The sequence below is a fragment of the Falsiroseomonas bella genome, assembly GCF_003173615.1.
Classification (GTDB): domain Bacteria; phylum Pseudomonadota; class Alphaproteobacteria; order Acetobacterales; family Acetobacteraceae; genus Falsiroseomonas; species Falsiroseomonas bella.
Window position 1 is genome coordinate 647,118 of sequence record NZ_QGNA01000001.1, and the last position, 18,158, is coordinate 665,275.

An 18,158-nucleotide genomic window follows, 5' to 3' on the forward strand; every position below is an offset into this window, starting at 1 on the left:
GGCGCGGTCGCCGGCGCCTCAGAACAGCCCCTCCACATTCCCGGCCGCATCCAGCGTGATCGTCTCCGCGGCGGGGCGGCGCGGCAGGCCCGGCATCGTCATGATCTCCCCGCAGATCGCCACCACGAAGCCCGCGCCGGCGGAGAGGCGCACGTCGCGCAGCGGCAGCGCATGGCCGCTTGGCGCGCCGAGCGCGGTCGGGTCCACGCTGAAGGAATACTGCGTCTTCGCCACGCAGACCGGCAGGTGTCCGAAGCCTTCCTGCTCCCACCGCGCCAGGCGCTGCGCGACCGGCGCCGGAATGGTCACCTCCGCGGCGCGATAGATCTCGCGCGCGATGGTGCGCAGCTTCTCGGCCAGCGGCATCGCATCCGGGTAGAGCGGGGCGAAGCGCGCCGCGCCGCGATCGAGCCGCGCCTTCACCGCCCGGGCCAGGTCCATCGCCCCCTCGGCGCCGTCGGCCCAGTGCGTGCAGAGGATCGCCTCGGTGTCGAGCCGCGCCATCGCCTGCTGGATCGCCGCGATCTCCGCTGCCGTGTCGGAGGTGAAGCGGTTCAGCGCCACCACCACCGGCAGGCCGAACTTGTGCATGTTCTCGACATGGCGGGCGAGGTTCACCACGCCGCGCTCCACCGCCGCCACGTCCTCCCGCCCCAGATCGGCTTTGGCCACGCCGCCGTGCATCTTGAGCGCGCGAACGGTCGCGACGACGACGCAGGCCCCCGGCTCCAGCCCGGCCAAGCGGCACTTGATGTCCAGGAACTTCTCCGCGCCGAGATCGGCGCCGAAGCCCGCTTCCGTGACCACCACATCGGCCAGGCCGAGGCCGAGGCGCGTGGCGACGACGCTGTTGCAACCATGCGCGATGTTGGCGAAGGGGCCGCCATGCACCAGCGCCGGGGAGCCCGCGATGGTCTGCACCAGGTTTGGCGACAGCGCATCCTTCAGCAGCACCGCCATGGCGCCGTCCGCCTTGAGGTCCGCCGCGGTCACCGCCTTCCCGTCCCGCGTGCGGCCCACGATCATCCGGCCGAGCCGCGCCTTGAGGTCGGCGAGGTCACGCGCCAGGCAGAACACCGCCATCACCTCGGACGCCACGGTGATGTCGAACCCGTCCTCCCGCACCACGCCCTGCGTCGCGCCGCCGAGGCCGACGACGCAGTCGCGCAGGTTGCGGTCGTTCATGTCCATCGCCCGCCGCCAGGTGACGCGCCGCGGATCGAGGCCGAGCTCGTTTCCCCAGTAGAGGTGATTGTCGAGCATCGCGGAGAGCAGGTTGTTGGCGCTGGTGATCGCGTGGAAGTCGCCCGTGAAGTGGAGGTTGATGTCCTCCATCGGCAGCACCTGCGCGTAGCCGCCGCCCGTGGCGCCGCCCTTCACCCCGAAGCACGGCCCGAGCGAGGGCTCGCGCAGCGCGATCATGGTGCGGCTGCCGAGCGCGTTCAGCGCATCGCCGAGGCCGATGGTGGTGGTGGTCTTGCCCTCCCCGGCCGGGGTCGGGCTGATGCCCGTCACCAGCACCAGCTTGCCGGCCGGGCGGGCGGAGGCCTCCGCGACGAAGTCCTGGGACAGCTTGGCCTTGTACTTGCCGTAGGGCTCGAGCGCCGAATCGGGGATGCCGGCCCTCGCGGCGATTTCGGCGATCGGGCGGAGCGTCGCGGCGCGCGCGATATCGAGGTCCGTCGGCATGGCCGCGCTTTTCTCCGGATTGTGCAGGGCGTCCCGCGGGCGCTTATCCGGCCGGGAGCGAAAGGTAAAGCGGTGGAACTCGGGCGCCGAGACACCATCTCGGCGCGAAATCCAGGGTGGACCTCCTTTCGATGAACCGACTCCTGCGCGGGCTCGCCGCATTGCTGCCGTGCCTTCTCGCAGCGCCCGCATGGGCACAGACAGGCCTCGCCCCGCAGGCCGCCCCGGCCCTGGGCCAGCCGCAGCAGGACCGGTGGCGGGTCGGCATCGCCATCGGCGCGCTGCTCTCCCCGGACTATCTCGGCTCCAACGATTTCATCGTCCGGCCGCTGGCGTCGCCCGACATTCGCTCGCCGAACGACACCTTCTTCCTGTCCTTCCGCGACGGGCTCGGCACCACCTTGCTGCGGGACGGTGGCTTGAGCGCCGGGCTGGTGCTGAAGCCGCGCTTCGGCCGCGACCAGGACGACAACGCGGCCCTCGCGGGCATGGGCGACATCCGCATCTCCGGCGAGGGTGGCGCCTTCCTGTCCTACGGCACGCGTGAATGGCTCGCCCGCGGCGAGGTGCGGCAGGCCTTCGGCGGCTATTCGGGCGTTGTGGCCGAAGCCCGGCTCGACCGTATCTTCCGGCCACGGCAGGACCTGATCCTGTCCACCGGACCGCGGCTGTCCTGGGGCAATTCCGGCTTCGCCGAGACCTGGTTCGGCGTGGACCCCTCGCAGTCGCAAAGAAGCGGCTACGCCGTGTTCACGCCGAACGACTACTGGTTCGCGGCGGTCGCGGGCGGCGCGACCTGGGTGATCAACGACCGATGGGCGTTGATCGCCTTCGGTGAGGTCGGCCAGATCTTCGGCGATTCCGCCGACAGCCCGCTGGTGCAGCGCGGCAGCGCGACCCAGGGCGTGGTCGGGCTGACATTGGCCTACCGCTTCTGGCCGTGACACCAGGCGTCGCCCGGCGCGTTGCGCGCGCATGGCGAGCCCCTGCATCGATGTCTGCCGCTACGACAGCGCCACCGGCTGGTGCTTCGGCTGCGGCATGACGAAGCCCGAGAAGAAGCGCTGGAAGAAGGACAAGGAGGGGCGGCCGGCGCTGCGCTCCGCCCTGGCCGCGCGCCTGGCCGAGCTTGGCGCGGCCGGTTGGCCCACCGGCAAGGCAGCGCGCAAGGCCGGCAAGGGGTGATGGACCCGGAGATTCCCGGAATGGCAAGGCGTTGCAATGATGCAACGGTATGCTGCATCGCGGTAGTGTCTTGATTTAGGTCAAGGTTCTCCGAACCCGCTGGTTGAAGTCTCCCTGCCGCGGTCGCGCAGAGACAGGCCGCGGATCGGAAGGCTCAAGATGAACGTCAAGATGATCGCCGCGGCCCTGGCCCTCGCCACCGCGGCCGCGCCGGCGCTGGCGCAGGACGCGCGCGGCAAGCGGGCGGGCGACTTCGTGCTCGGCGCGGGGCTGATCGGCGTGCTGCCCGTCTCCGGCGGCAGCACCAGCATCGGCGGCACCCCGAGCGCGAGCGATTCGGTGACGCCGCAGCTCGATTTCACCTACTACATCTCGCCGAACATCGCGCTGAACCTGATCGCCGCCACGTCCCGCCACGATGTGGAGGTGCAGAACGTGCCCGGCGCCGGCACGATCGACCTGGGCCGGGTCTGGGCCCTGCCGCCCACCCTGACGCTGCAGTACCACCCGCTGCCGGCCTCGCGCTTCAGCCCCTATATCGGCGTCGGGTTGAACTACACCGTGTTCTACGGCGAGGGCGGCGGGCGCAGCGCCGGCATCAACTCGGTGGATGTCGAGAATGCCTGGGGCTGGGCGCTGAATGCCGGCGTGGACTACGAGATCACGCCCAACTGGCTCGCCAACCTCGACGTGAAGCGCATCTGGCTGAGCCCGGATGTGCGGGTGAATGGCGGGGCCGTGACCGGCCAGGCCGATCTCGATCCCTGGGTCATCGGCGTGAGTGTCCGCTACCGGTTCTGATCTCCCGGGCGGCATAGGCCGACGCGGTTGGCAGAGGGGGGCGGGGCGCGGTAGAAGCCCGGCCTCCACTCCCTCCGCCGGAAGTCCTGCCCATGCCTGCGTGGCAATACGTCTATGTGATGAAAGACCTCACCAAGTCCTATCCGGGCGGGCGCGAGGTCTTCAAGGGCATCACCCTCTCCTTCCTGCCCGACGCCAAGATCGGCGTGCTCGGCCCGAACGGGGCCGGCAAGTCCACGCTGATGAAGATCATGGCCGGCCTCGACAAGGAATTCGGCGGCGAGGCCTGGGCCGCGGAGGGGGCGCGCGTCGGCTACCTGCCGCAGGAGCCGCACCTCAACCCCGACAAGACGGTCGGCGAGAACGTCATGGAGGCGTTCACCGAGCTCAACGCGCAGATGAAGCGCTTCAACGAGATCTCGGAGGCCTTCGCCAACGAGATGTCGGAGGACGAGATGAACGCCCTGCTCGCCGAGCAGGCCGCGCTGCAGGAGAAGATCGACGCCGCCGAGGGATGGGAGATGGAGCGGCGGGTGGAGATCGCGCTGGACGCGCTGCGCTGCCCGCCCTTCGACAGCCCGGTGGCGCATCTCTCGGGCGGCGAGCGCCGGCGCGTCGCGCTGTGCAAGCTGCTGCTGGAAAAGCCCGACCTGCTGCTGCTGGACGAGCCGACCAACCACCTCGATGCCGAAAGCGTCGCCTGGCTGGAGAAGACGCTGCGCGAATGGCAGGGCGCGGTGCTGGTCGTCACCCATGACCGCTACTTCCTGGACAACGTGACCAACTGGATCCTGGAAGTGGATCGCGGGCGCGGCTTCCCGTACCAGGGGAACTACAGTTCCTACCTCGACCAGAAGCGCAAGCGCCTGCAGCAGGAGGAGCGCGAGGAGAGCGCGCGGCAGCGCCAGCTTGCTCGGGAGCAGGAGTGGATCGGGCGTTCCCCGGCCGCGCGCCAGGCCAAGTCCAAGGCGCGCATCACCGCCTATGAGGACCTGCTGGCCAAGAGCCAGGAGAAAGGCATCGGCGAGGCCGAGATCGTGATCCCGCCCGCGCCGCGCCTCGGCAACCTGGTCATCCAGGCAGAGAAGCTGCGCAAGGGCTACGGCAACCGCCTGCTGATCGAGGACCTCGACTTCAAGCTGCCGCCGGGCGGCATCGTCGGCATCATCGGGCCCAACGGCGCGGGCAAGTCCACGCTGTTCAAGATGATCACCGGCGTCGAGCAGCCCGACGGCGGCAAGCTGACCATCGGTGACAGCGTGAAGCTCGGCTACGTGGACCAGTCGCGCGACAGCCTCGACGACAACAAGACCGTCTGGCAGGAAATCTCGGACGGGATGGACCAGATCACCATCGGCAAGCGCACCATCCCGTCGCGCGCCTACGTCGCCGCCTTCAACTTCAAGGGCGCCGACCAGCAGAAGCGCGTGGGCATCCTCTCGGGCGGCGAGCGCAACCGCGTGCACCTGGCAAAGATGCTGAAGCGCGAGCACAACGTGCTGCTGCTGGACGAGCCGACCAACGACCTCGACGTGGACACGCTGCGCGCGCTGGAAGACGCGCTCGAGGATTTCGCGGGCTGCGCGGTGGTGATCAGCCACGACCGCTGGTTCCTCGACCGTCTCGCGACCCACATCCTCGCCTTCGAGGGCGACAGCCATGTCGAGTGGTTCGAGGGCAATTTCGAGGCCTATGAGAACGACAAGCGCCGCCGTCTCGGCGCCGCCGCCACCGAGCCGCACCGGCTGAAGTACAAGCCGCTCGCCAGGTGAGCATCGGGCTGCATGGCGCGCCGCGCACGCTGAACACGGCGCGCCTCTCCCTCCTTCCGCCGGCGCCGGAGCAGCTGCCCGACCTCATCCGCCTCAAGGCCGACGAAGCCGTCTTCGGCTTCATGCTGCACGGCGTGCGCACGCCCGCGCGCACGAAGGAGGAGCTCGAGGACGACATCGAGTTCTGGCTGGTGCGCGGCTACGGCACCTGGAGCGTCTTCGAGCGGGAGACCGGCACCTTCCTCGGCATCTGCGGGCTGATGGAACGGCCCGACGGGCGCGGCGTGGCGCTGCGCTTCGCGCTCTGGCCGGAGTGCCGCGGCAAGGGCTATGCGCGGGAAGCGGCGGCGGCCGCGCTGGCCTTCGGCCACCGCGCCGGCCTCAAGCGGATCATCGCGGTGGCGCGGGAGACGAACCTGTCCTCTCGCGGCGTGCTGACGGATATCGGCATGCGCGAATGCGGCGAGTTCCGCCACCAGGGCCACCGGATGCTGGTGTTCGAGAGTCTTCGTTAGGCCTCATGCGCCGGCGGCAGTCCCGGCGCGTCAGCCGCCTGCGCGCGCCGCCATCTGCTGGATCTGGTTGCGCATCGCCTGCAGCAGCGCCGCGACCTGACCGCCGTTGCGGGTGATCACGCTGCTGTATTCGCTGCGCGTGGTCAGCCGCAGGCTCGTTCCCTCGGCGATGACGTCCACGACCTTGGGCTGGCCGCCGATCTCCGCCACGCGCCAGTCCAGCCCGAAGGCCGGGTTGCCCGGCCGCTCCACCACGGTGTTGACCAGCGCATCCTCCTCGGTGCGCGCCTGTGTCCGGCCAAGCGTGAAGCGCACGCCCTGGTATTCGCCGAAGCGCGACGAGAGGTTGTGGATCAGCACCTGCTCGAAGAGCTTGAGGTATTCCTGCTGCTGCTCGGGCGTCGCCTGGCGCCACCAGCGGCCCAGGATGAAACGCCCGACGCCTTCCACGTCCACGGCGCGGCGCAGGATCTCCGCCACCCGCTCGCGCCGCTGCGCGACCGACTGGCCGGCGGCGTTGATCGCGCCGACAAGCTGCTCCCCGGTCTGCTGGATGAAGGCCGTGGCGCGCCCGATATCCACCTGCTGCGCCATGCCCCCCCGAAGCGGCAGGCCGGTTGCGACCGCAGCGGCGGCGACCAGGAGAAGGCGGCGGGGCGTGGACGTCATCGCGTCATCCTCTCTGCTGCGGCAGGTCTCGACCGCCATCAACGGCGCGGGCCCTCGATGCCGGTGCCGGCGCCGAAGCCGGTGCCGCGGGCGGCGGGCGATTCGAGACTCTGGTTGCTGATCTCGTTGGCGCGGCGCTGCCGGTAGGCGCTGCGCAGCGCGGCATACGGGTCGAGGGAGCCCTCGCGCAGGGCATCGAGCGGCTCGATCAGCCCTTCGCGCGTGTCCACGGCGCCCAAGGCACCGCGGCTGATCGTCACCGTCTCGATCAGTTCGCCACCGCTCAACCAGGAGAACGGGTCGCTCGCCAGACCCATTGCGGCGCCGCTCAGGTCGCGCGGATTGGATGGCCCGAGCACCGGAACGAACAGGTAGGGACCCTCCGGGAAGCCCCAGACCGCCAGGGTCTGGCCGAAATCCTCGGTGTGGCCGAGCAGGCCGAAATCCTTCGCCACGTCGAAGATGCCGCCGATGCCGAGGGTGGTGTTGAGCAGGAACCGCCCGGCCGTGGTGCCGGCGCGCTGCGTCTCGCCCTGCAGCACGTCGTTCACGAGGATGATCGGGGATCGCAGATTCGCCAGCACGTTGCGGATCGCGGTGCGCACCTCGGGCGGCAGGAAGATACGGTATGCTTCCGCAGCCGGGCGAAGGATCAGCGTGTCCAGCCCGTCATTGACGATATACATGGCCCGGTTCAAGGGCTCGATCGGATCGTTGTTGGCCTCGAACTCGGCCACCGCCTCGGGGTCGGTCGGGTCCGGCCGTGTCGCGCAGGCGCCAAGCGCCAGCGCGGCGCCGAGGGCGAGCGCAACGGGAAGGCGATACGCGGGCATGCGCGTGCGGCTCAAGGGGACCTCCGGGCGGATATCCGGCGGGGGGGCACCGGACGGTCGCGCCCCGGGACTTCCAAGTGGCGCGGCGGCGCCCTTATAAGCGCCCGCGCGCCGTAGCGGAACGGTCGTGCTGTTGCGGCGTGTTGCGGGCCGTTGGCGCAGCGTGCCGAGATCGCGGGGGAGTATGCGCGGATGAACATGGCCTTGTCTGGCACGCTGCAGCGCTGGCTGACCGGCCCGCGCGTGGCCGGCTTGCCGCAGCCCACCGAACTGCCGCCGCCCAAGCTCTCCTTCGAATTCTTCCCGCCGAAGAACGAGACGCTGGAGCAGCAGCTCTGGACCGCGATCCGCCGGCTGGAGCCGCTTGCCCCGCGCTTCGTCTCCGTCACCTACGGCGCCGGCGGGTCCACCCGCGCGCGCACGCACGAAACCGTGTCCCGCCTCGCGCGGGAGACCTCGCTGACGCCGGCGGCGCATCTCACCTGCGTCGGCGCCACCTGCGAGGAGGTGGACGAGGTGGCGCGCGGCTATCTCGCGGCCGGGGTGCGCCACATCGTCGCGCTCCGCGGCGATCCGCCCGCCGGCGCCAGCGAATACACGCCCCATCCGGGCGGCTACGCCCAGGCCGAGGACCTGGTGCGCGGCCTCCGCCGCATCGCCGATTTCGACATCAGCGTCGGGGCCTATCCCGAGACGCATCCCGCCGCGACCTCCGCCGATGCAGACCTCGACTTCCTCAAGCGCAAGATCGATGCCGGCGCCACGCGGGCCATCACCCAGTATTTCTTCGACACCGACATCTATCTGCGGTTCCTGGATCGCTGCGCGGCGGCGGGCATCACCGTCCCGATCGTGCCGGGCATCCTGCCGGTCTCAAACTTCAAGCAGGTGCAGAAGTTCAGCGCGATGTGCGGCGCCTCGGTTCCCGCCTGGATGGCGCGCCTGTTCGACGGTCTGGACGAGGACGCAGAGACGCGCCGCCTGATCGCCGCCGTCGTCGCGGCGGAACAGGTGCGGCTGCTGCAGGCCAACGGGGTGGACGAGTTCCACTTCTACACCCTGAACCGCGCCGACCTGACCTATGCCATCGCGCATCTGCTGGGGGTGCGGCCGCAGTCGGCCGGCTGAGGCGGCCCAGTGACCGGAGGGGCGCCGGCCCCGAAGGTGCGGATCGGCCCGCCCGACATCCAGGGAGTCGCCCCGGGCCGGGGCGCATGTGCCAGGCTGGCCGCATGTCGGCCAGTCCGAAGCTGCCCTTCCACCTGACGCGCGATGAATTCCTGGCCTGGTGCCCGGATGACGGCCAGCGCTGGCAGTTGCTGGACGGCGAGCCGGTGGCCATGGCGCCGGCCCGGTTCGGGCACGCCGCGCTGCAGTCCGAGGCCTCCCGCCTGCTGTCCAATCACCTCGCCGCGCGCGGCAGCCCCTGCGTGGTGCTGACGGCGCCCGGCGTCGTGCCGCATTTCCGCGCCGGGGTGAATTTCCGCGTGCCCCACCTGGGCGTCACCTGCACGCCGGTGCCGCCCGATGCGGTCTTCCTCCCGGCGCCCGTCCTGCTGGTTGAGATCCTCTCGCCCGGCAACGAACGCGACAGCTGGGCGAATGTCTGGGCCTACACGACCATCCCGAGCGTGCGGGAGATCCTGGTCCTGCATACGAGGGAAGTCCGCGCGGAGCTGCTGCGACGCCAGCCGGACGGCAACTGGCCCGCCAACTCGCTGCAGGTGACGCAGGGCGAGCTGGTGCTGGACAGCCTCGGCTTCGCCGGCCCGGTCGGCGCGCTCTACCGGACGGCCGGCATCAGCGGAACAGGTTGAACTTCTCCGCCAGGAACAGCGTGCCGAACAGCGTGCCCGCGAAGATCAGCAGGTGGTTCCGGATGGCCTCCTTCCGATAGACCATCGCCGGCGGCGGCTCCGGCAAGGCGGAGGCGGCGAGTGCGGCCAGGCCCCGCGGCTCCTGCTCGGGTGGCGGCGCGGCAGGGGTGGCGGCAGCGACGGCGTCGGCCACCGCGGCCTGGGCCTCGGACGGCGTCAGGCAGGGGCCGAGATAGACGAAGCGCCGCGCCGCCTCCTCGGGCCCGATCGTGCTGCCGTCCCACAGCACCCAATGGCGCAGATGCGTGTTCCACCCGATCGGCAGCGGATGCCCGCCGGCTTCCTCCGACCGGCTCACCCAGTGCCAGGGCCGGTTGGGGTCGGCGGGCTCGCCGAGGCGGGAATCGGGCCAGGACATCGCATCACCCAGGCTGTTGCCAGGTCAGCCTAGATCACCTCGGCGCCTGGCCGTAACCCCGTGCGGTCAGCAGGCCGGTCGCAAGCGGTCGTACACCGGGCGCAGCAGGAAGGGGCTCAGGAAGAGCGGGAACTGGCACAGCGCGAAGAACAGCAGGATGCGCGGCTCCGTCGCGGCCGGCAGCACCGCCAGGTAAAGTGCCATGTTGCGGTTGCCGCTGAGCAGCCCGGTCGCGAGCGCGACGCGCGGCCCGGCCGGCCAGGTCACCAGCGCCGTCAGCGCGTTCAGGCCGAAATTGCCGAGGAAGGCCAGCGCCAGGCCGCCCGCCACCCAGGCCGGCTCGGCCAGCAGCTTGGCCAGCATGCCGTCCATCACGCCGATGCCGTACATCACCAGCAGCACCACGACCGTACCGTCCACCATGCCGGACCAGTCCGCCAGCCGTGCCGGCGCCACCACCCGCCGGATGATGAGCGCCAGGATCAGCGGCAGCAGCACGATCAGCGTCAGCCGCGCCATCAGCCCGCCGATCGAGATGGCGAGGTCGATGCCGAGCAGGCCGAGCGCCAGCGGCGGCGCCGTGAAGGGCACGAGCAGCGTGGAGATCACCGCCACGACCAGCGAGATCGAAGCATCCAGCCCCACCAGTCGCGCAAAAGCCGGCGAGGAGGTGGCGGCGCAGCCCGTCGCCATGATCACCAGCGCCGCGCCGAGCGGCCCGTCCAGCCCGACCAACCGCGTCAGCGCGAAGACGATCAGCGGGCAGGCCAACAGGATCCAGGCGATCAGCGCCGCCACCAGCAGCGGTCGGCGCAGATAGCCCAGCACCTGGCCGAGATCGATCCGCAGCATCACCAGCGTCATCAGCCCGGCGACGGTGATGGTCAGCGTCTCTCGCAGCAGCGCGGCGAGCGGCGGCACGGCCACGCCCACGAAGATGCAGCCGGCGAGCAGCGGCCCGCCGTGCCGCGCCGCCCATTCGAGAAAAGACCTGATCGGAGACAAGGGACCGGGGGTTCGGGCGCGGTTGGAGACGTTCGATCTGTGTTCTATATCCTGGGGTGTGTTCCCGCGCCATCTCCTCCCGCTCGTCGCGTTGGCCCTGCTTGCCGCGCCGCCCGCCCTTGCGGCCTGCACCGATCCGGCCGGGCCCGAGGTCGTCTGGCGGCGCTGCCTGCTGGATGGGCGGGACCTGTCCGGCGCCAATCTGGCGGGCGCGGTGCTGCGCGACACGTCGCTGCAGCGGGCCCGGCTGGTGGGGGCGAATCTTACGGGCGCCGACGCCTTCAATGCGCGCTTCGTCTCTTCCGATCTCACGGATGTGGACATGAGCGGCGCGACCTTGCGGGAGGTGGACTTCACCCGGGCCGTGCTGCGCAACGCGAAGCTGGCCGGGGCGGATCTGCGCCGCGCCAGGCTGTTCCGCGCGGACCTCACCGGCGCCGATCTCACCGGCGCCAATCTGGAGGGCGCCGATCTCTCCCACACCGTGCTGGCCGGCGTGCGCTGGACCGACGGGCAGCGCGTCTGCGCCGCCGGCAGCGTGGGTGCCTGCCAATGAGTGATTACCTCGCGAAGCTGAACCCGGAGCAGCGCGAGGCCGTCGAGACGCTGGACGGGCCGCTGCTGGTGCTGGCGGGTGCCGGCACCGGCAAGACCCGCGTGCTGACCACGCGCTTCGCCCACATCCTGATGAGCGGCAAGGCACGGCCGTGGGAGGTGCTGGCCGTCACCTTCACCAACAAGGCCGCGCGCGAGATGCGCGAGCGCGTCGCGCACATCCTCGGCCGGCCGGTTGAGGGTCTCTGGCTCGGCACCTTCCACGCGCTCTGCGCACGCATGCTGCGCCGGCATGCGGAGCTGGTCGGGCTGAAGAGCAGCTTCACCATCCTCGACGCCGACGACCAGCTTCGCCTGCTGAAGCAGGTGATGGAGGCCGAGCGTGTGGACCTGAAGCGCTGGCCCGCGCAGGGGATGATGGCGATCATCCAGCGCTGGAAGGACCGGGGCCTGACGCCCGCGCGCGTCACGCCGGCGGAGGACACGGACTACGCCGCCAATCGCGGCCGCGCACTGTATGAGGCGTATCAGGAGCGGCTGCGCGCGCTGAACGCCGCGGATTTCGGCGATTTGCTGCTGCACATGACGGAGATCCTGCGCACGCATCCCGAGGTGCTGGCGGATTACCACCGCGCCTTCCGCTACATCCTGGTCGACGAGTACCAGGACACCAACCTGGTGCAGTACTACTGGCTGCGCCTGCTCGCGCAGCGGCCCGATCCGCAGCCGCAGAACATCTGCTGCGTCGGCGACGACGACCAGTCGATCTATTCCTGGCGCGGCGCCGAGATCGAGAACATCCTTCGCTTCGAGAAGGATTTCCGGGGCGCGAAGATCGTGCGCCTGGAGGCGAACTACCGTTCCACGCGCCCGATCCTCGGCGCCGCATCCGGGCTCATCGCGCGCAACACCGGCCGGCTCGGCAAGACCTTGCGGCCCGGGCGCAACGACGCCGATGGGGAGAAGGTGCGCGTCGTCTCTCTCTGGGACAGCGAGGAGGAGGCGCGCATGGTGGGCGAGCGCATCGAATCGCTGCGCCGCTCCGGCCATTCGCTCAACGAGGTCGCGATCCTGGTGCGCGCGGGCTTCCAGACCCGCAGCTTCGAGGAACGGCTGATCGTGCTCGGCCTGCCCTATCGCGTGGTGGGCGGGCTGAAATTCTACGAGCGCGCCGAGATCCGCGATGCGATGGCCTATCTGCGCGTGCTGAACCAGCCCGCCGACGACCTGGCCTTCGAGCGCATCGTCAACACGCCGAAGCGGGGCCTCGGCGAGTCCGGCATGCGCGCGCTGCACGAATTGGCGCGCGCCGAGCGCATCCCGCTGCACGACGCCGCCGCCCGCATCACCGAAGGCGACGCGCTGAAGCCCAAGCCGCGCAATGCGCTGCGCGAGCTGATCCAGGGCTTCGCGCGCTGGCGGCAGGTGAATGCGAAGGAAGGCCATGTCGTCGCCGCGGCGACGGTGCTGGAGGAAAGCGGCTATACCGCCATGTGGCAGGCGGATCGCAGCCCGGAAGCGCCCGGCCGGCTCGAGAACCTGAAGGAATTGCTGCGTGCGATGGGCGAGTTCCAGAACCTCGCCGGCTTCCTCGACCATGTCGCGCTGGTGATGGAGAATGACGAGAACGCCGAGGGCGAGCGGCTGCAGATCATGACGCTGCACGCCGCGAAGGGGCTGGAATTCGACACCGTCTTCCTGCCTGGCTGGGAGGAAGGGCTGTTCCCCTCCCAGCGCAGCCTGGACGAGGGCGGGGAGAAGTCGCTGGAGGAGGAGCGGCGCCTCGCCTATGTCGGCATCACCCGCGCGCGGAAGCACGCCATCATCAGCCACGCCGCGAACCGCCGCATCTACGGCAACTGGTCGCCCGCCATTCCCTCCCGCTTCCTCGACGAATTGCCGGAGGAGATGATCATGCGCGAAGGCGCCTCCGCCTCGCGCGGCATGCGCGACACGCCCTCGGTCTTCGGCGGTGGCGGGCTGCTCGCGCGCCGCCCGCGCGTGATCGAGGCCGGCGCCTGGGAAGTGAAGGAGCGCCCGGCGCATTCCGCGAGCTTCGCGCGCGGGGAGCGCGTGTTCCACGACAAGTTCGGCTACGGCACCGTGCTGCAGGTGGAGGACGACCGGCTGGAGGTCGCCTTCGACAAGGCGGACACCAAGCGCGTGCTGGACCGGTTCCTGCGCAAGGCGAGCGAGGCGTGATGCGCGACACCTATTCCGGCCCGCGCGACCGCCGCGCCGATCCGCTCGAGACGATCTGGCTGGATGCGCTGCCCGAGGATGCGGTCCCGCCCTATGAGGCTGCGCTGCAGACCGTCTGCCGCTCCGTCGCGCTGTTCCGCGACGAGGCGACCGACACGTGGCGCCTCGAGGGCGTGCGGCCGCAGGGCGCGGGGGAGGAGGAGCTGGCGGGCGCGCTGGCACTCGCCGCCGTCGTCACCGGCCATGACGCGGCGCTGCAGGCGGCGCCGGTGGAGGCGGAGGGCTGGCTCGCCCGCACCGCGCAGGCTTTCGGCGAGCAGGAGATCGGCGGCGACTTTCTCATCCGCCCGACCCATCTCCCCGCGACGCGCGTGTATGGCCGCACGGTGCTGGTGCTGGATGCGGGCATCGCCTTCGGCTCCGGCGAGCATGCCTCGACCCGCGGCTGCCTGGTCGCCTTTGCGCGTGCGCAGAAGGACCGGCGGCGCATGCGGCGCATCCTCGATCTCGGCACCGGGTCGGGCATCCTTGCGATGGCCGCGGCGAAGCGGCGCAGGCGCCCGGTGCTGGCCACCGACATCGAGCCCTGGAGCGTGCGCGTCGCCGAGCAGAACGCGGCCATGAACGGCGTGGGCAGGCTGGTCCGCGCGCGCCTCGCCGATGGCTGGGGCGAGCGCCATGTGCGGGGCGGGCGGCCCTATGACCTGGTCTTCGCCAACATCCTCGCCCGCCCGCTCTGCGCCATGGCGAAGCACATGGCGAACGGGCTTGCACCGGGCGGCACGGCGATCCTGGCCGGGCTGCTCGGCACCCAGGCGCGCATGGTGCTGGCGGCGCATCGCCGCCACGGCCTCAGGCTGGAACGCGCGCTGCCCGTCGGCCCCTGGACCACGCTGGTGCTGCGCAAGGCGGCCTGACGCCGACGGCTGCGCGCCAAGCCCCTTGCGAGGGCTTGCCGGGCCGCTTCGCGGGCCTGCCGGCCTTCGCGCCGCCGGACGGCACGCTGCCGGTGAAGGACAGGCGGCATCGGAGACGCGAGCACGTCGCGACCAGCATCGGCCTCGTCGTGCGCGCGGCTGGGCGAGGCGCGCGCTTCAGACCAGCCAGTCCGTCTGGCCGAAAACCACATAGGCTGCGCCGTTGGCGAAATCGACTTCGCTGCGGCCCGGCGCGCCGACCAGCACGTCGTCCAGGCCATCGGCGTTCACGTCGCCCGCCGCGCTGACGGAATAGCCGGTGGAGCCGCCCGCTTCGCCGACGATCTTCACGCCGTCGCTGCTGGTGCCGGCGGCGACCTGCGCGAGATCCACGACCGCGCCTCCGGCCTTGCCGAAGACGATGTAGGCCGCGTTGATGAAGGGGGCACCGACCAGCAGGTCGCCCAGCCCGTCGCCGTTCAAGTCGCCGGCCGCGCTCACCGACAAGCCCGTGTCGTTGATGCCCGCCTCGCCGACGATCTTGAAGCCCTGCGTGCTGCCGCCGCCAGCGATGTCGATCAGGTCCACCGCGCCGCCATCGGCCTTGCCGAACACCACATAGGCGCCCGGACCGGGCGCGCCGACCACCACATCCGCCAGACCGTCGCCATTCACATCGCCCGCAGCGCTGACCGAGAAGCCGGCGAAGGCGCTGTTCAACGGTTCGCCGAGAATCTTGAAGCCCAGCGAACTGCTGCCGCCGGCGACGTCGAGCAGGTCCACCTCGCCGCCGTCTTCCTTGCCGAACACGATATAGGCCGCGCCGCTGTTGCTTGCGCCGGGGCGGTCGTGAAACCGCGCGCCGACGATGATGTCCGCCAGCCCGTCGCCGTTCACGTCGCCGGCGATGCCTACCGCGGAGCCCAGGCCATCCTGCGCCGCCTCGGCGAGGATCTTGAAGCCGAGCCCGCCCGTGCCGGCGGCCACCTCCGCAAGGTCCACGGCATCCGCATCCGCCTTGCCGAACACCACATAGGCCGCGCCGGCAAGCGACTTGTCTCCCACGTCGAGGTCGGGGGCGCCGAGCACGATGTCCGCCAGCCCGTCGCCGTTCACGTCGCCGCCGCCGCCGAGCGACGAACCTGCCTGTCCGCCACCGAAGTCGGCGTTCGCCTCGCCGATGATCCTGAAGCCGGGCGGGCCGCCATCGGCGCCGACATCGCCGAGGTTCGCCGTGCCGACGCGGTCGCCGCCGAACAGGACATAGGCTGCACCGCCGCCATTGACCAAGGTGCTGTCGAACCGTGCCGCGACGAGCACATCCGCCAGCCCGTCGCCGTTCACGTCGCCGGCGTTGCCGACCGCTTCGCCCGAGGCATCCTGCAGCGGGTTTACGATGTGGGTGCCGAGCGTGCCGTCGCCTCCCTTGACGTCGACGAGATCCACCGTCGCGCCGTCTTCCTTCCCGAAGACGATGTAGGCAGCCGTCGTATCGGCGGCATCGGCGGGGAAGGTGCCGATGATGAGGTCCGCCTTGCCGTCGCCGTCCACGTCGCCGCCGCCGCCCACGCCATAGCCGGCCTGCTCGAAGAAGACCGTGCCCAGGATCTTGAAGCCCAGCGTGCTGGTGCCGGTGGCGATCGCGGCGAGGCTCACCGGCGCGTAGCCTTCGGGCCGGCCGCGGATGGTGACGCTGATCGTCTCCTGGTCCGTTCCGTCGAGGGAGAGGACGGTCAGCGTGTCCGTCAGCGTCTCCCCGTTGCTCAGCGCCTGCACCGCCTCCAGGTCGTTCGCGAGCAGGTAGCCCCAGGCGCCGCTCGTCGCATCGAAGGTGAAGGTGCCGTAAAGCCCGTCGAGCGATCCAGGATCAGCGAAGCGCGCCTCGCCCGCATCCACGTCCGCCACGTCGAGGTCGCCCGAGGCGGCCAGCGTGCCGTCCTCGTACACCGTGCCGGTCGCGGTGCCGGAGATCGACGCGGCATCGTTCACCGCGGCGACCGCGATGTTCACGAGCTGCGTCGTGACGCCGCCGCGGCCGTCGCTGATCGTCACGGTGAAGCTGTCGGGGCCGTTGTCGTTGCTGCCGGGCGTATAGACGAAGGCCCCCGTCCCGGCCGTGACGATGACCGTGCCACGCGCCGGCCCATCGCCGGCCTCGACCGTGTAGGTCAGCGGATCGAGGTCGGGATCGGCGGCGAGCACCGCGCCGGCGATCGACGTGTCCTCGTCGCCGCTGCCGCCGGTGAAGCCTTCAGCCACCGGCGGCGCATTGGGATCCGCGGGATCGTCGGTGCTCAGCACCAGGTCGGCCACCGACCAGCCGATCGTGGCGTCCACCGCGGAGCCGAAGGTGACATGCGTGCTGCCGCCGGCCTCGAAGGCCGCGAAGAAGGCCGCGGCATCGCCGGTGAACGCCAGGCCGCCGACCCAGATGGCCTCGTTGCGGTAGTCCACCCGCACCGTCGTGCCGTGCGCCAGCACGCCCAGGTTGAGCTCGCCCGCCGAGCCGTCCTGCACGAAGCCGCCCTGCGCTGCGCCGTTCACGTCGCGCAGGGTGCGGCCGTCGCTGTCGAGCAGCACTTCCGCCGCGCGGCGATCGTGCACGGAGACGGTGAAGGAGACCTCGGCCAGCACCTTGCCGAGCCGCACCGCGATGTCGATCGACTCGCCGCCGTTCAGCCGCGTCGCCCCGCCATTCGGATCGAAGCCGCTGCCGCCGAGGAAGCCGAAGCCCGTGGCGTTGGAGAACACCACGCGGTTGCCGGTCTCGCTGCCGTCCAGCGTGGCGCCGGAGAGGGTGGCCCCGTTGCTTCGCCCGAAGCCGGAGATGGCCACCATGTCGTCGGAGGCATCGAGCGTGCCGGTCACGTCCATGAGCCGCCCGCCGCCGGCGATGTCCGCCAGGTTCTGCGCGGTCACGCCGGCGCCGACACGCAGGTCGCCGGTGCTGTCCACCTTGCCGACATCGGCAGCGTTCACGCCGTCCGACAGGTCCACGCCGAGCGCCGCCTGCTGCGCGGCCGTGCCGGTGAAGGCGAGCAACTGCTGCCACTCGCTGCCGGTGGTGTCGTAGGTGCCCCAGGGAAAGGTCCGGGTGAAGAAGTCGCCGGCATCGTCCAGGGTCTCGATCTGCGGCCCGGTGTTGCCGCCGCCTTCGAAGCGCACCGCGCGCGTGCCGAACCAGATCTGTTGTGTAGCCATCCTGCAACTATCCCGTTTCCGCAACGGCATGTTGCCTGATGCGATGGGAGGCCGGAAGATCGCTTTGTCGGGTGCCGGGCCGCAGTGCGTCCGGCGCCGTCAGGCCCTGGCGGCGCGGCGCTTCATGCGGGGCTGGCCGGCGCCAGGTGGCGGATCGGCAGGCCGATGGCCTCCGCCACCAGCGTGCGGTGGCACTGCGCGGGATCGGCTTCGAGGCAGAGCAGGCAGACCGGTTCGCGCGCCGCGCGCGCCTTCAGCTCGGCCAGTGCCGCCTGCGGCTCCACCCCGGCGAGATGCGCGGCGAAGATGCGCCGCATCGCCTCGGGCTTGCCGCTGCGCGCCGCCTGTCGTCCGGCCGCCGGCGTCCCGAGGGCGGGCATGTGCGCGTAACCGATCCCGGCCTCCGCCAGGGCGGCGGACAGCGCGCGCTTGGCGAAGCCGGGACGGCGACTGTTCGCCAGCGCGCGCACATCCACCACGGTCGTGATGCCGGCCTGCCGCAGCGCCGCGACGAGCGCCGCCGGCGTCGCCTCCTCGTAGCCGATGGTGGCGACGGCCGGCCCGGTCACGCCGTCACTT

At 70.9% G+C, this 18,158-nt stretch carries 17 protein-coding genes; 10 read left to right on the forward strand and 7 right to left on the reverse strand.

Going from position 1 to position 18,158, the window contains the following annotated elements; all coding sequences use genetic code 11:
- Window positions 1-18 precede the first annotated feature (18 nt).
- Window positions 19-1,689: a formate--tetrahydrofolate ligase gene (locus DFH01_RS02960; RefSeq protein WP_109868892.1), complete on the reverse strand. Its 1,671-nt coding sequence runs from the start codon at window positions 1,687-1,689 to the stop codon at window positions 19-21.
- Window positions 1,690-1,820: 131 nt separating this feature from the next.
- On the opposite strand from DFH01_RS02960, the gene DFH01_RS02965 reads away from it, so the two are divergent.
- From DFH01_RS02965 to DFH01_RS02985, 5 genes are all read left to right on the forward strand, one after another.
- Complete coding sequence (locus DFH01_RS02965) at window positions 1,821-2,633, forward strand: MipA/OmpV family protein (protein WP_146216981.1); 813 nt, start codon at window positions 1,821-1,823, stop codon at window positions 2,631-2,633.
- A gap of 31 nt (window positions 2,634-2,664) precedes the next feature.
- Window positions 2,665-2,874 (forward strand): DUF1289 domain-containing protein, encoded by a 210-nt coding sequence (locus tag DFH01_RS02970; RefSeq protein ID WP_109868894.1) that lies wholly within the window; start codon window positions 2,665-2,667, stop codon window positions 2,872-2,874.
- A gap of 159 nt (window positions 2,875-3,033) precedes the next feature.
- Complete coding sequence (locus tag DFH01_RS02975; protein WP_109868895.1) at window positions 3,034-3,675, forward strand: OmpW/AlkL family protein; 642 nt, start codon at window positions 3,034-3,036, stop codon at window positions 3,673-3,675.
- 92 nt (window positions 3,676-3,767) lie between these two features.
- Window positions 3,768-5,447 carry an energy-dependent translational throttle protein EttA gene (gene ettA, locus DFH01_RS02980; RefSeq protein ID WP_109868896.1) on the forward strand — a complete coding sequence of 560 codons (1,680 nt, stop codon included), beginning with the start codon at window positions 3,768-3,770 and terminating at the stop codon, window positions 5,445-5,447.
- Window positions 5,444-5,962, forward strand: coding sequence for a GNAT family N-acetyltransferase (locus DFH01_RS02985; RefSeq protein ID WP_199231115.1), 519 nt, complete (start codon window positions 5,444-5,446; stop codon window positions 5,960-5,962). Before ettA ends, DFH01_RS02985 begins: the two co-directional genes overlap by 4 nt.
- A 30-nt stretch (window positions 5,963-5,992) precedes the next feature.
- On the opposite strand, the gene DFH01_RS02990 is transcribed toward DFH01_RS02985, so the two are convergent.
- Together DFH01_RS02990 and DFH01_RS02995 are read right to left on the reverse strand one after the other, a co-directional pair.
- The gene (locus DFH01_RS02990) at window positions 5,993-6,631 is read right to left on the reverse strand and encodes an MlaC/ttg2D family ABC transporter substrate-binding protein (RefSeq protein ID WP_109868897.1); all 639 of its coding nucleotides are present in this window, start codon (window positions 6,629-6,631) and stop codon (window positions 5,993-5,995) included.
- A gap of 38 nt (window positions 6,632-6,669) precedes the next feature.
- Window positions 6,670-7,479 carry an MlaA family lipoprotein gene (locus tag DFH01_RS02995; protein ID WP_109868898.1) on the reverse strand — a complete coding sequence of 270 codons (810 nt, stop codon included), beginning with the start codon at window positions 7,477-7,479 and terminating at the stop codon, window positions 6,670-6,672.
- Between the two features lie 177 nt (window positions 7,480-7,656).
- Here DFH01_RS02995 and metF point away from each other — a divergent pair, with 177 nt between their 5' ends.
- Both metF and DFH01_RS03005 read left to right on the forward strand, forming a co-directional pair.
- Window positions 7,657-8,592: a methylenetetrahydrofolate reductase gene (gene metF / locus DFH01_RS03000; RefSeq protein ID WP_109869898.1), complete on the forward strand. Its 936-nt coding sequence runs from the start codon at window positions 7,657-7,659 to the stop codon at window positions 8,590-8,592.
- 104 nt (window positions 8,593-8,696) lie between these two features.
- Window positions 8,697-9,281, forward strand: a complete 585-nt coding sequence (locus tag DFH01_RS03005) for a Uma2 family endonuclease (protein WP_158287596.1) — start codon at window positions 8,697-8,699, stop codon at window positions 9,279-9,281.
- Here the strand turns inward: DFH01_RS03005 and DFH01_RS03010 are convergent.
- Together DFH01_RS03010 and DFH01_RS03015 are read right to left on the reverse strand one after the other, a co-directional pair.
- Window positions 9,265-9,699 carry a hypothetical protein gene (locus tag DFH01_RS03010; protein WP_109868900.1) on the reverse strand — a complete coding sequence of 145 codons (435 nt, stop codon included), beginning with the start codon at window positions 9,697-9,699 and terminating at the stop codon, window positions 9,265-9,267. The genes DFH01_RS03005 and DFH01_RS03010 overlap by 17 nt on opposite strands.
- A gap of 66 nt (window positions 9,700-9,765) precedes the next feature.
- A complete protein-coding gene (locus tag DFH01_RS03015) occupies window positions 9,766-10,704 on the reverse strand; it encodes a hypothetical protein (protein ID WP_233255935.1) in 939 nt (312 codons plus the stop codon).
- 58 nt (window positions 10,705-10,762) lie between these two features.
- Here DFH01_RS03015 and DFH01_RS03020 point away from each other — a divergent pair, with 58 nt between their 5' ends.
- The 3 genes from DFH01_RS03020 to DFH01_RS03030 are packed head-to-tail and all read left to right on the forward strand — an operon-like array spanning window position 10,763 to window position 14,378.
- Window positions 10,763-11,260 (forward strand): pentapeptide repeat-containing protein, encoded by a 498-nt coding sequence (locus tag DFH01_RS03020; RefSeq protein WP_233255936.1) that lies wholly within the window; start codon window positions 10,763-10,765, stop codon window positions 11,258-11,260.
- Window positions 11,257-13,461 (forward strand): ATP-dependent helicase, encoded by a 2,205-nt coding sequence (locus tag DFH01_RS03025; protein WP_109868901.1) that lies wholly within the window; start codon window positions 11,257-11,259, stop codon window positions 13,459-13,461. Before DFH01_RS03020 ends, DFH01_RS03025 begins: the two co-directional genes overlap by 4 nt.
- Window positions 13,461-14,378, forward strand: a complete 918-nt coding sequence (locus tag DFH01_RS03030) for a 50S ribosomal protein L11 methyltransferase (protein WP_109868902.1) — start codon at window positions 13,461-13,463, stop codon at window positions 14,376-14,378. The genes DFH01_RS03025 and DFH01_RS03030 overlap by 1 nt, the downstream gene beginning before the upstream one ends.
- 177 nt (window positions 14,379-14,555) lie before the next feature.
- On the opposite strand, the gene DFH01_RS03035 is transcribed toward DFH01_RS03030, so the two are convergent.
- Window positions 14,556-17,579, reverse strand: a complete 3,024-nt coding sequence (locus DFH01_RS03035) for a VCBS domain-containing protein (protein ID WP_158287597.1) — start codon at window positions 17,577-17,579, stop codon at window positions 14,556-14,558.
- A gap of 122 nt (window positions 17,580-17,701) precedes the next feature.
- Window positions 17,702-18,148 carry a DUF488 domain-containing protein gene (locus DFH01_RS03040; RefSeq protein ID WP_109868904.1) on the reverse strand — a complete coding sequence of 149 codons (447 nt, stop codon included), beginning with the start codon at window positions 18,146-18,148 and terminating at the stop codon, window positions 17,702-17,704.
- Between the last annotated feature and the right edge of the window lie 10 nt (window positions 18,149-18,158).

Bases quoted from the DNA above. Each gene is read 5' to 3' on its own strand.
- DFH01_RS02970 (WP_109868894.1), top strand. From the start codon at position 2,665: ATGGCGAGCCCCTGCATCGATGTCTGCCGCTACGACAGCGCCACCGGC.
- DFH01_RS02965 (WP_146216981.1), top strand. From the start codon at position 1,821: ATGAACCGACTCCTGCGCGGGCTCGCCGCATTGCTGCCGTGCCTTCTC.
- DFH01_RS03030 (WP_109868902.1), top strand. From the start codon at position 13,461: ATGCGCGACACCTATTCCGGCCCGCGCGACCGCCGCGCCGATCCGCTC.
- DFH01_RS02960 (WP_109868892.1), bottom strand. From the start codon at position 1,689: ATGCCGACGGACCTCGATATCGCGCGCGCCGCGACGCTCCGCCCGATC.
- DFH01_RS02990 (WP_109868897.1), bottom strand. From the start codon at position 6,631: ATGACGTCCACGCCCCGCCGCCTTCTCCTGGTCGCCGCCGCTGCGGTC.
- DFH01_RS03025 (WP_109868901.1), top strand. From the start codon at position 11,257: ATGAGTGATTACCTCGCGAAGCTGAACCCGGAGCAGCGCGAGGCCGTC.
- DFH01_RS03010 (WP_109868900.1), bottom strand. From the start codon at position 9,699: ATGTCCTGGCCCGATTCCCGCCTCGGCGAGCCCGCCGACCCCAACCGG.
- ettA (WP_109868896.1), top strand. From the start codon at position 3,768: ATGCCTGCGTGGCAATACGTCTATGTGATGAAAGACCTCACCAAGTCC.
- metF (WP_109869898.1), top strand. From the start codon at position 7,657: ATGAACATGGCCTTGTCTGGCACGCTGCAGCGCTGGCTGACCGGCCCG.
- DFH01_RS03035 (WP_158287597.1), bottom strand. From the start codon at position 17,579: ATGGCTACACAACAGATCTGGTTCGGCACGCGCGCGGTGCGCTTCGAA.
- DFH01_RS02975 (WP_109868895.1), top strand. From the start codon at position 3,034: ATGAACGTCAAGATGATCGCCGCGGCCCTGGCCCTCGCCACCGCGGCC.
- DFH01_RS03005 (WP_158287596.1), top strand. From the start codon at position 8,697: ATGTCGGCCAGTCCGAAGCTGCCCTTCCACCTGACGCGCGATGAATTC.